This is a genomic window from Micromonospora palythoicola, assembly GCF_036689795.1.
GTDB lineage: Bacteria > Actinomycetota > Actinomycetes > Mycobacteriales > Micromonosporaceae > Micromonospora > Micromonospora palythoicola.
Genome location: NZ_JBAGKI010000004.1, coordinates 63,578 through 75,516 on the forward strand (window position 1 = coordinate 63,578; position 11,939 = coordinate 75,516).

The 11,939-nt window shown below is 71.3% G+C and carries 7 protein-coding genes; 6 read left to right on the forward strand and 1 reads right to left on the reverse strand.

The genetic code is table 11. The annotated features are described in order from the left end of the window. Positions 1–3: 3 nt before the first annotated feature. Positions 4–3,816, forward strand: coding sequence for a non-ribosomal peptide synthetase (locus V5O40_RS02960; protein WP_332904013.1), 3,813 nt, complete (start codon positions 4–6; stop codon positions 3,814–3,816). A gap of 35 nt (positions 3,817–3,851) precedes the next feature. After that, a complete protein-coding gene (locus tag V5O40_RS02965) occupies positions 3,852–4,598 on the forward strand; it encodes a thioesterase II family protein (RefSeq protein ID WP_269742070.1) in 747 nt (248 codons plus the stop codon). Between the two features lie 75 nt (positions 4,599–4,673). Here V5O40_RS02965 and V5O40_RS02970 read toward each other — a convergent pair whose 3' ends face one another. Beyond that, positions 4,674–6,194 carry an FAD-dependent monooxygenase gene (locus V5O40_RS02970; protein WP_332904014.1) on the reverse strand — a complete coding sequence of 507 codons (1,521 nt, stop codon included), beginning with the start codon at positions 6,192–6,194 and terminating at the stop codon, positions 4,674–4,676. A 381-nt stretch (positions 6,195–6,575) separates the two neighbouring features. Here V5O40_RS02970 and V5O40_RS02975 point away from each other — a divergent pair, with 381 nt between their 5' ends. Genes V5O40_RS02975 through V5O40_RS02990 form a run of 4 tightly spaced genes read left to right on the forward strand, consistent with a single transcriptional unit; the run spans position 6,576 to position 11,933 of the window. Further along, positions 6,576–6,866 (forward strand): acyl carrier protein, encoded by a 291-nt coding sequence (locus V5O40_RS02975; RefSeq protein ID WP_332904015.1) that lies wholly within the window; start codon positions 6,576–6,578, stop codon positions 6,864–6,866. Then, positions 6,863–8,113 (forward strand): cytochrome P450, encoded by a 1,251-nt coding sequence (locus V5O40_RS02980; RefSeq protein ID WP_332904016.1) that lies wholly within the window; start codon positions 6,863–6,865, stop codon positions 8,111–8,113. Before V5O40_RS02975 ends, V5O40_RS02980 begins: the two co-directional genes overlap by 4 nt. Continuing rightward, a complete protein-coding gene (locus V5O40_RS02985) occupies positions 8,110–8,838 on the forward strand; it encodes a thioesterase II family protein (protein ID WP_332904017.1) in 729 nt (242 codons plus the stop codon). The genes V5O40_RS02980 and V5O40_RS02985 overlap by 4 nt, the downstream gene beginning before the upstream one ends. A 53-nt stretch (positions 8,839–8,891) precedes the next feature. Next, positions 8,892–11,933: a type I polyketide synthase gene (locus V5O40_RS02990; RefSeq protein ID WP_332904018.1), complete on the forward strand. Its 3,042-nt coding sequence runs from the start codon at positions 8,892–8,894 to the stop codon at positions 11,931–11,933. The last annotated feature ends 6 nt before the right edge of the window (positions 11,934–11,939 follow it).

An 11,939-nucleotide genomic window follows, 5' to 3' on the forward strand; every position in this document is an offset into this window, starting at 1 on the left:
CACATGATTCCGTTGTCCTTCGCCCAGCGCCGCTACTGGTATCTGCACCAACTGGAGGGTGGCGAGACCTGGAACATGTCGGCGGCCCTGCGGCTGACCGGGGACCTGGACCTGTCCGCGATGGACGCGGCGATCAGGGACGTGGTCGAGCGGCACGAGATCCTGCGCACCACCTACGTGGTGGACGACCAGGGCGAGCCGTACCAGCGGATCCTGCCGGTGGCGGAGGCGCTGGCCCGGGTGGAGACGCCGGTGCTGGAGGTGCCACCGGAGGAGGTGTCCGGTGCGGTCGACCGCGCGGTCGCGCACACCTTCGACCTGGCGACCGAGGTTCCGTTCCGGACCAGCCTGATCCGCTCCTCGCCCCGTGAGCACGTCCTCGTCCTGGCCATCCACCACATCGCCACCGACGGCAGCTCCAGTTTCCCGCTGGCCCGGGACCTGGCCACGGCCTACGGCGCCCGGCGGGCCGGTCGGGCCCCGGCGTTCGAGCCGCTGCCGGTGCAGTACAAGGACTTCACGCTGTGGCAGCGGGAGGTGCTCGGTGACCTGAAGGATCCGAACAGCCTCGCCGCGGCCCAGCTGGAGTACTGGCGCAAGGAACTCACCGGCGTACCACAGCCGCTGAACCTGCCGCTGGATCATCCACGGTCGGCGGACCTGAGCACCGACGGTGACGCGGTGGCCTTCGTGGTGCGGCCCGCCGTCACCGCCGGGCTGGAACGCCTCGCCGCCGAGCGTGGCATGACCATGTCGATGATCGTGCAGGCCGCGCTGGCGGTGCTGCTGAGCAAGCTCGGCGGCGGCGAGGACGTGCCGATCGGGTCCCCGATCGCCGGGCGGACCGACGAGGCGCTGGCCGACCTGGTCGGCTGCTTCGTCAACAACCTGGTGCTGCGCGTCGACCTGTCCGGCAACCCGACCTTCCTGGACCTGCTCGCCCAGGTGCGCAACAAGGCACTCACCGCGTACGAGCACCAGGACGTGCCGTTCGACGTGCTGGTCGAGGAGATCAATCCGGACCGTTCCGCCAAGTACCGGCCGATGTTCCAGGTGATGTGCGGCTGGCAGAACTTCGCCAAGCCGGTGCTCGACTTCCCGGGACTCACGGCCGAGTTCCAGCAGGCCCTCACCACGAAGGCCATGGTCGATCTCTTCTTCAGCATGACCCTGGACGACGCGGCGGGCGTGCTCTACGGCGACATCCAGTACGGGACCAGACTGTTCGACCGGGACACCGTCGAGGCCATGGCCGCGCGGTTCGTCCGCGTCCTGGAGCAGGTGGTCGCCGACCCGACCCGGTGCGTGGGCGACGTCGACGTGCTCAGCGCGACCGAGCGCGAGCGACTGCTGGTGGAGGTGAACGACACCGCCGAGCCGACGCTGGAGGGCGGGCTGCTGGCGGCGGTGAGCCGCCGGGTCCAGGAGTCACCCCAGGCACTCGCCGTGCTCACCGAGGACGACTCGATCACCTACCAGGAGCTGGACATCCGGTCGAACCGGCTGGCGCACTGGCTGGTGGAGCGCGGCGTGCGAGCCGAGTCGCTGGTCGCCGTGTGCCTGCCCCGGACGGTGAACCTGATGGTGGCGCTGCTGGCGGTCCTCAAGGCCGGCGGCGCCTACGTACCGCTCGACCCGGAGCACCCACGCTCCCGCCTCGACCACATCCTGGCGCAGGCGAAGCCGGTGCTGGTGCTCGACGACGACACGCTCGCCGGCGCCGACTGCTCGGGCTGTCCGGACCTGCCGCCGGCGGTGGTCGCGCACCCGGCGAACACCCAGTACGTGATCTACACCTCCGGTTCCACCGGCGCGCCGAAGGGGGTGACGATCCCGCGCGGTGCGGTCGCGAACTTCCTGGCCTCCGTCCAGCGGCGGTTCCCGCTGTCGCCGGGGGAGCGCATGCTGTTCAGCACGACGGTCTCCTTCGACATGGCGAACACCGAGCTGTACCTGCCGTTCGTCACCGGCGCGACGATGGTGATGGCGGCCAAGGAGACGGTCACCGATCCGGCGGCGGTGCTGGCGTACATCCGCCGCAACGAGGTCAGCGTGGTGCAGGCCACGCCGGGTTTCTGGCAGATGCTGCTGGCCCACGACCCGGACGCCGCGCGGGGGCTGCGCATCATGACCGGGGCGGAGGCGGTGCCCGCCCGCCTCGCCGAGACCCTGGCCGCGCAGGCCACCGAGGTCGGCAACTGGTACGGCCCGTCGGAGACGACGACCTGGTCGACCATGGCGCCGCTGACCCCGGGAGCGCCGGTGGCGATCGGTACCCCGATCGGCAACACCCAGGTGTACCTGCTCGACCCGCGCTTCTGCCCGGTGCCGCGCGGCGTCGCCGGGGAGGTTTACCTCGCCGGCGACGGCCTGGCCCGTGGCTACCAGGGCCGACCGGACCTGACCGCCGAGCGGTTCGTGCCCAACCCGTTCGGGCCGGCCGGATCGCGCATGTACCGGACCGGAGACCTGGCGCGGTGGAACCGGGCCGGGCAGCTGGAGTACATCGCGCGCACCGACTTCCAGGTGAAGGTCCGGGGCTTCCGGATCGAGCTGGGGGAGATCGAGCACGTGCTGGCCGGGCACCCCGGCGTGGCGCAGGCCGCGGTCGTGGTGCGCGAGAACCAGCAGGGCGACAAGAGCATCGTGAGCTACGTGGTGCCGGCGCCCACCGGAGGTGTCGCGGCTGACCAGCTCCGCACCGAACTCACCACGTACCTGCGCGGACGCCTGCCGGACTACATGGTGCCGGCCACGGTGATTGCCCTCGCCGAGCTGCCGCTCACGCCGAACGGGAAGCTCGACCGTCGGGCGCTACCCGAGGAGGACACCAGCAAGGCGACCGGTCGACAGGCACACACCTCGCAGGAGCAGCGGCTGTGTGCGATCTTCGGCGAACTGCTCGGCCGGGAGACCGTCGGGGTGGACGAGGACTTCTTCGCCCTCGGCGGGCACTCGCTGCTGGCCACCCGGCTCAGCGTGCGCATCCGCAAGGAGTTCGGCATCGAGTTCCCACTCCGTACGATCATCAAGTTCCCCACCGTGGCCGAGCTGGCGTCGCTGCTGCTGATCGGTCAGCCCGCCGGGGAGATCGCCGACCCGCTCGGCGTGGTGCTGCCGCTCAACATCGACCCCGGCACGGGCAAGCCCCCACTGTGGTTCTTCCACGGGGGAGGCGGGCTGGGCTGGGCGTACTTCAGCTTCGTGGTGCACGTGCCGGACCGGCCGGCGTACGCCCTGCAGTCGCGCGGCTACAACGGCGTGGGTGAGCTGGTGTCGTCGGTCGAGGAGATGGTCGACGGCTACATCGAGGAGATGCTGAAGATCCAGCCGGAGGGTCCGTTCCACCTGATCGGCTGGTCCTACGGTGGCACCGTGGCCCAGGCCGTCGCGGCCGGCCTCGCCCGGCGCGGGCACGAGATCGCCCTGACGGCCATCCTCGACTCGCAGCCCGGCGGGCACGGCTGGACCGAGATCCACGCCAACAAGACCGTCGAGGACTACCGGGACGAGCTGGAGGACTTCTTCGGCCAGTACATCGGCACCGACAACCAGCAGGACTCCATCGACGTCATGGCCCGGGTACTGGCCAACAACTCCCAGCTCATGATGACGTTCGAGTCGCCGGTCTACGACGGTGACGTGCTGTTCTTCAACGCGGTGCTCAAGGACGACCTGTACGCGAACCTGTGGCGGCCCTACGTCCTCGGCGCCATCGAGGAGCACGACGTGCACGCCACGCACCACGAGATGAACCTGCCCGGCCCGGTGGCCGAGATCTTCGAGGTCATCAACCGCAAGCTCGCGGCGCAGTGAACCGACAACCGGCGAAGGACAGGAGCTGATCTGAGATGACAGGGCAGGGCGCGACCGATGAGGCGCGGGAACGCGGCACGCTGTTGTGCGTGCCGTTCGCGGGAGCGGGTGCTTCCTTCTTCCACCCGTGGCGCGAGCTGGCGGCCGGCCGGTGGCGCGTCACCTCCGTGGAGCTGCCGGGCCGGGAACGGCGATTCCTGGAGGAGCCGTACCGCAACGTGGTGGAAGCGGCCCGGACCGAGGTCGACACCATCGCCGCCGACCTCGGCGCCGGTACCCGGACCGTGCTGTTCGGACACAGCCTGGGCGCGGTGCTCGCGTACGAGCTGGTGCCCCTGCTGAGCAGCCGGGGCGTCGTGGTGGAGCGGCTGATCGTCAGCGGTTCACCGGGGCCGTGGACGCAGCGCGAGCGGCGGGCGGCCGGGCTCCCGGACGAGGAGTTCCTCGCCCGGGTCGAGGAGTTCGCCGGCTTCCGGCACGAGGCGCTCGACCATCCGGAGATGCGGGAGCTGATCCTTCCCGCGTTGCAGGCCGACTGCGAGATGCACGAGGCCTACCTGCCGAGCTTCGACGGGCCGGTAGCGGTGCCGATCTGCTCGCTGCGCGGTGACTCCGACGGCCTGGTGACCGCCGCGGAGGCCCGGCAGTGGCAGACGGCCACCACCGGCGAGTTCAGCTACGTGGAGTTCCCCGGCGATCACATGTACCTGGTGGATCAGGGTCGGGAGGTGCTGGACGTCATCGAGCAGGTCAGCACCGGCAGGAGCCCGGCACCGGTCTGAGGCGGACCGCGACCGACGAACGACAGGGCCCCGAGCGTCGCTCGGGGCCCTGTCGTGGTGTCGGGTGGTGCCTCGTCATCGACCCGGTCGCACCGGACCGAACCAGGTGGCGAGGGCGGCCCGCAGCGCCGCGGTGTCCAGCGGCTCGTCGGCGGAGGCCGCCCAGGCGACGTGACCGTCCGGGCGGACGAGCAGCGCGGCCGGAGCGGGCAGCTCGTCGAGGTCCGGGACGATCCAGTGGTCGTCCCCGCTCGTCGCCTCGACCAGGTCGACCCGGTCGGCCCAGCCGTCGGCCGCCGCGGCCACCTCGGTGCCGCCGTGCAGATCGACGAGCACCGGTCGGGCGGCGTGCAGCAACTCGTACATCCGGGTGGCGCCACCGGTCGTCTTGAGGTCGACGTCGGGAACCCGGCGGCCGACCAGCGGGTGATCGCCGTCGACCGGGTAGCGGAGGTTCAGCGCGGTCAGCTTGCCGCACAGCTGCCGGTTGACGTCGTCGAACTGCAGGAGTTCGCCGAAGACGTCGCGCAGCGCGTCCGTGTGCGGGCCGGGGCGGGCCAGCGCCGACTGCGCCCGGGTGTTGTGCAGCACCCGCTCGCCGACCGGGTGGCGCTCGTGGTGATAGGTGTCCAGCAGGCTCTCCGGGGCCTGACCGTTGACCACCGCGGCGAGCTTCCACCCGAGATTGACCGCGTCCTGCACGCCCAGGTTCAGCCCCTGTCCGCCGGCCGGGAAATGGATGTGTGCGGCGTCGCCGGCCAGCAGCACCCGACCGGCCCGGTACCGGTCGGCCTGTCGCGCGGCGTCGCTGAACCGGGAGACCCACCGTGGGTTGCGCATTCCGAAGTCGGTGCCGGCGAGCCTGAGCAGCGACTCGCGGAGCTGCTCGAACGTCACCGGCTCGTCGCGGTCGACGACGCGGTCGTACTCGGAGGCGATGACCCGGTACCAGCCCGGCTCGAAGGCGATCACCGAGTAGTCGCCGGTGGGGCAGCGCCGCACCCAGATGTAGTCCTCGGTCAGCTCCGGGAGCTCGACGTCGCCGATCAGCGCCGTCATCGTCGCCGACGTGCCCACGAAGTCGATGCCCGCCAGTTTGCGTACGGCGCTGCGTCCGCCGTCGCAGCCGACCAGATAGCGGGCGAGCAGCGTACCCGTCGGTCCCGGCGCGGTGCCCAGCTCGACGGTCACCCCGGCACCGTCCTGGCTGATTCCGGTCACCTCGGACGACCGTTGGATACGCACACCCAGCGCGACGGCCCATTCCTCGAGCAGTCGCTCGATGTCGGTCTGCAGGATCATCAACGGATAGGGGTGCCGCGACTCCGCCTCGTCGAACTCCAGATAAAGACCGGAGAAATGACCTACGGGTTGCGGAACGCCGATGTCCGTGAAGCGATCCAGGATCCCACGCTGGTCCAGCACCTCGAGGGTGCGCGAGTGCATTCCGCCGGCCCGTGACTCGCCCGTTCGTTGCCCGAGCCGCTCCACCACCAGCACATCGACACCCGCCAGGCGGAGTTCGCAGGCCAGCATCAGACCGGTGGGTCCGGCACCGGCGATCACCACGTCCGCATCCACACCGCTGTCTTCCACGTCGTTCCCCTCACGTCCCTGCGCCATGTGTCGTCGAATTACCGTCACGGTCACCCGCCGACGGCCGTGAGGCAACCGGCGGCGGCGCCGTGGCGGTCCGCGGTCGGTCCACCTTGTACTGTCCCGCCAGCGGGACGGCTACGTGTGGGTCACCTCGACCGCACCCCTGGTGAACCCCTGTATCCGCCTTTACCGGTTTTCCCGTACGAAGAATCGCGCCACACTCGAACCGGCCACCAAGGAATTGCCTCGTCGCATGAGGTGACTTCCATCGGTGGCACTTTCCGCACGCCGCGTGGTGGTGTCGGCGGTGCCGGCCCGAATCGGGCCGAAAAGGATCGGAAAGGCAATCCCGACCGGCGGACCAAAGGGAGCTGAAGAATGGAATCGTCACCACGGACGGACCACCAGAATGGTGGCGGCGGCGCAGCCGTGGCGCGACCCGTCCCGCAGGCGCAGGCCATCGCGGACCTGTGGTCGGAGTATCTGGGCGCCGAGGTTAAGGAGGACGACGACTTCTTCGCGCTCGGTGGCACCTCGCTGGCCGGCATCAAGATCATCGACCGGATGGCCGACGACTACGGCGTACGGCTGTCCGTCCGGGCCTTCTACCTGGCGCAGACACCGGCCCGGGTCGCCGAGCTGATCGCACAGGGCAGGGCCGGGACGTGAGGCTCACCCCGGGTCCCGCCCGCGACATCGACCTGGACACCGTCGATCTGTTCGACCTGGACCTCTACTCCTACGGCGACCCGCATCCCGTCTGGGACGTGATGCGGGCCAAGGCGCCGCTGCACCACCAGGTCCTGCCCGACGGTCGGGAGTTCTGGTCGGTGACCCGGTACGAGGACGTCTGTCGGGTGCTCGGCGACCACCGCGAGTTCACCTCCGAGCGGGGCACGGTCCCCACCCACCTGGGCACGGACGACCCGGCTGCGGGCAGGCTGCTCACCTCGACCGACCCGCCACGCCACACCCGGGTACGTCGCGCCATCGGCGCCAAACTCACCGCGCGGGCGGTGGCGCCCTGGGCCGAGACCATCCGCACCACCGTCGTGGACTTCCTCGAGCCGGCGCTCGACGGGGAGGTCTTCGACCTGGCCGACCGGGCGCTGCTGCTGCCGGCGTTGGTCACCGGCCCCCTGCTCGGCATCCCCGAGCGGGACTGGCAGGAACTGGTGGAGCTGACCGCGATGGTGACGGCCCCCGCCGACCCGCACTTCCAGCACGGCAGCGAGGCCGCGACCCTGGCGATCGCCCACCACGAGCTCATCACCTACGTCACCGAGTGGGTACGGCGGCGGCGGGCGGGCGGTGGCGACGACGGGAGTCTGCTCGACCACCTGATGAACCTCAGCGTGGAGGGAGCGCCGTTGACCGACGAGGAGATCGCCCTCGACGGCTACAGCATCCTGCTCGGCGCCAACGTGACCACACCGCACACCGTGTCCGGCACGGTCGAGGCGCTCATCGAGCGACCCGAACAGTTCGCCCGGGCACAGGCCGACCCGTCGCTGATCCCGAACCTGGTGGAGGAGGGACTGCGCTGGACGTCCGCGGCGTGCAACTTCATGCGGTACGCGGTGGACGACGTCCAGATCGGCGGTGGCACCATCCCGGCGCGCGCCGCGGTCGTCGCCTGGATCGGTTCGGCCAACCGGGACGAGTTGCAGTTCCCCGATCCGCACGTGTTCGACATCAACCGCGTCGGCGCGAAGCGTCAGGTCGCGTTCGGCTTCGGCCCGCACTTCTGCATCGGCGCGCCGCTGGCCCGGATGACGCTGCGCATCTTCTTCGAGGAGCTGCTCGACCGGTTCGGCGTCATCGAACTCGCCGGTGAGCCGCAGCACCTGCGGTCGTACTTCATCGCGGGGATGACCCACCTGCCCATCGTCGCCCAGAAACGGCCGACATCATGACCGTCAGCACCGTCTCGCCGTGGTTCATCCGGCAACCGTCCACCGCGCATCCGTCCCGGATCTTCTGCCTGCCCTTCTCCGGGGCCGGGGCCTCGGCCTTCAACGGTTGGCCCGCCGCACTCGGCGACGCCGAGATCTGCCCGGTGCAGTTCCCCGGGCGGGAGAACCGGCTGGCCCATCCGCACTACGGCACCTACGAGAACCTCGCCGACGGCCTGGTCGACGCGCTGTCACCGACGCTCGACCGCCCGTTCGCGCTGTTCGGCCACTGCGCCGGCGCCCTGCCGGCCTTCGAGGCCGTGGTTCGGCTGGCCGCGCGTGGCCTGCCCGGCCCGGAGTGCCTCTTCGTGTCGGGTCAGCCGGCCCCGCACGACGCGTCGCGCGACCGGATGCTCGCGATGAGCGAGCCGGAGCTGCGCCGGGAGGTGGAGGCGTTCCTGCGTGGGCGGGGCATCGACCCCCGGCCGGACATGATCGACATGGGTCTGTCGGTGCTGCTCGACGACCACGCCGCCGCCGCGCGGTACCGGCGGTCGGAGCCGGTCCGGTTGGCCTGCCCGATCGTCGTCGTGCACTGGCGGGACGACCCCGAGGTGAGCCTCGACGAGCTGGCCGGATGGCGCCACTACTCCGACTCGGTGCAGTTCCGGGTCGTCGCCGGCGGTCACTACGACTTCATGGACGCGCCCGACGAACTTCGAGATCTGTTGACCACCTGGCGGTGACGGCGGCACGGCGGGACGAGAGTCGTCCGCCGTGCGGAGCGGAAGGAAATCGCATGGTTAGGGCAGGAGCGGACATCGCGGTGATCGGGATGTCGTGCCGCTTTCCCGGCGTGCCCGGCTTGACGGAGTTCTGGCGTCTGCTGGTCAACGGCGAGTCGACCGTCGCGACGTTCCCGGAACACCGGCTGAGCGGTTCGACGGTCTCGTCCCACCCGGACGCCGCGACCCTGACGACCGGGTCGTTCCTCGACGCCATCGACGGATTCGACGCCGCGTTCTTCGGCACCGGCGGCGCGGAGGCGGCGGCCATGGACCCCACCCAGCGGCTCGGGCTGGAGCTGGCCTGGGAGGCGGTCGAGGACGCCCGGATCCCGGCGACCGCGCTCGCCGGCCGCGAGGTCGACGTCGTGGTGAGCACCGCGCCCTCCGGGTACGACCTGCTCCGCAAGCTGTCCGGCAGCGACCGGGACGACCACTACGCCGCGCTCGGCTCGAGTGGTGCGTTGATCGCGAACCGGATCTCCAGCCTCCTCGACGTCCGGGGCATGAGCTTCTGCGCGGACTCCGGCCAGTCCTCCTCGCTGGTGGCGCTGGCGTTGGCCTGCGACCGGATCCGCAGCGGCGCGGTCGAGCTGGCCATCGCCGGCGGCGTACACCTGATCACCGACCCTGAGGCGGGCATCAGCCTGGCCAATCTGGGCGCGTTGTCGCCCGACGGCCGCTGCTTCACCTTCGACGAGCGGGCCAACGGTTTCGTCCGCGGCGAGGGCGGGGCGATCGTCGTGCTCAAGCGGTTGGACCTCGCCGTCGCCGACGGCGACCACATCTACGCGGTGGTCCGGGGCTGGGGCGTCGCCAGCGGCGGAGCCTCCAGCCGGATGCCGGACCCCAGCCCCAGCGGCCAGGCCGCGGCCACCCGCACCGCGCTGGAGCGTGCCGCCGTCGACTTCGGCGACGTCGACTACGTCGAGGCGCACGGTACCGGCACCCGGCTCGGTGACCCGGCGGAACTCGCCGGACTGCGCGAGGTCTTCCGGCAGACCGGCCGCACCCGCCCGCTGGCCGTCGGGTCGGTGAAGACCAACGTGGGCCACCTGGAACCGGCCGCGGGGATCGTCGGCTTCGTCAAGACGGCGCTCTGTGTGGACCGCGGGCAGCTGGTCCCGAGCCTGAACTTCCGGTCGCCGAACCCCGCTGTCGCCGACTTCGCGCGGGACTTCGAGGTCGCCCGCGTCACCCAGCCCTGGCCGGGGCAGCCCGGCCGGCCCCGTCGGGCGGGGGTGTCGGCGTTCGGCATGGGTGGCACCACCGCACACGTGATCCTCGAACAGGCACCCGGGCAACCGCCCACGCCCACCGCCGCGCGGACCGCCGGGGTGCCGTGGGTGCTCTCGGCCCGGTCGCCGGAGGCGCTCCGGGCGCAGGCGGGCCGGCTGCGGGAGTTCGTCGCCGCGGACCCGTCGCTGTCGGCGGCCGACGTGGCGTACTCGCTCGTGGCGACGCGGACCACGTTCGCGCACCGGGCGGTGGTGCTCGGCGACGGGCGCGAGGCCGCGCTGACCGGTCTCGACCTGGTGGCCGGCGGGCAGAGCGCCGCCCGGGCGGTCCGCGGGGTGGTCGACGGCCCGGTCGGCCCGACCGTTTTCGTCTTCCCCGGCCAGGGATCCCAGTGGCAGGGCATGGGCCGGCAGCTGTACGCGGAGTCAGAGGTCTTCGCCCGCGCCATCGACGACTGTGCCCGGGCCTTCCAACCGTGGCTCGACTGGTCCCTGGTGGACGTGGTGACCGGCGCCGAATCGGCGGCCTCGCTGGACCGGATCGACGTCATCCAGCCGGCGCTGTTCGCGATGATGGTGTCGCTGGCGCGGGTGTGGCGCTCGCTCGGCGTGGTGCCCGACGCGGTGGTGGGGCATTCGCAGGGCGAGATCGCCGCGGCGTACGACTGTGGGGCGATCTCGCTCGACGACGCCGCACGGATCGTCAGCGTGCGCAGCCAGGCCATGGCCGAACTGACCGGCTGCGGTGGGATGACCGCGGTGGCCGCGTCACCGGAGTGGGTCGGGGATCGGCTGGCGCGGTGGTCCGGGCGGCTGTCCGTCGCCGCGGTCAACGGGCCGTCGTCCGTGGTGATCTCCGGCGAGGGGACGGCCCTCGACGAGTTCGCCGAGCTGGCCGGTGCCGAGGGCGTCCGGGTACGCCGGGTCAAGGTCGACCTGGCCGGCCACTCCCACTACCTCGAACCCCTCCGGGAGACGTTGCTCGACGCCATCGCGGACGTCACGTCCCGGGAGTCGGCGGTCAGGTTCTACTCGACCGTCACCGGCGGCCCGTTCGACACCCGCGGGCTGGACAGCGCCCACTGGTACGCCAACCTGCGCTCGATGGTCCGGTTCGGCGAGGTCGTCGAGCAGCTGATGGCGGTGCCCGGGACCGTGTTCGTGGAGGTCAGCCCGCATCCGGTGCTCCAGCTGGCGATGGCCGAGACCGCTGACGCGCTGGCCGCCTCTCCGGTGCTGGTCAACACCCTGCACCGGGACGACGCTGGCCTGCTCAAGGTGTACGGCTCGCTGGCCGAGCTGCACGTGCGGGGCCTGCCCGTCGACTGGAGCGCGGCCTGCGGCCTCCGGCCCGCCCGCCGCATCGGCCTGCCGACCTATCCGTTCCAGCGGCAGCGGTACTGGCTGACCGCCGACGACGCCGCCACGTCGCCCGGTGCTCCGGCACCGGCCGACGGCGTCCGCCCGGACAGCGAGGCATCCGCCCTGGGCCTGGTGTGCGCCGAGGCGGCGGCGATGCTGAGCACGACGAAACCGGGCCTGACCCCGGCCGTACTCACGGCGCGGTCGGCACAGACCTTCCGGGACCTCGGCTTCGACTCCGCCATGGTGGTCGGACTCCGCAACCGGCTGGCCGGGATCACCGGACTGCGGCTCTCCGCCACGGTCGCCTTCACCTACCCCACGCCGCAGGCGCTGGCGGCACACCTCTTCGCTCTGGTCGAACCGCCGAAGCCGGACCCGCCGGCCGAGCCGGCGGAGCTCGACGACCGCGCCGACGACGAGCTGTACGCGCTCATCGACCGCGGATACCTGTAGTCACGT

Coding starts and splice junctions, on each gene's coding strand:
- V5O40_RS02960 (WP_332904013.1), top strand. CDS start 4: ATGATTCCGTTGTCCTTCGCCCAGCGCCGCTACTGGTATCTGCACCAA.
- V5O40_RS02965 (WP_269742070.1), top strand. CDS start 3,852: ATGACAGGGCAGGGCGCGACCGATGAGGCGCGGGAACGCGGCACGCTG.
- V5O40_RS02975 (WP_332904015.1), top strand. CDS start 6,576: ATGGAATCGTCACCACGGACGGACCACCAGAATGGTGGCGGCGGCGCA.
- V5O40_RS02985 (WP_332904017.1), top strand. CDS start 8,110: ATGACCGTCAGCACCGTCTCGCCGTGGTTCATCCGGCAACCGTCCACC.
- V5O40_RS02990 (WP_332904018.1), top strand. CDS start 8,892: ATGGTTAGGGCAGGAGCGGACATCGCGGTGATCGGGATGTCGTGCCGC.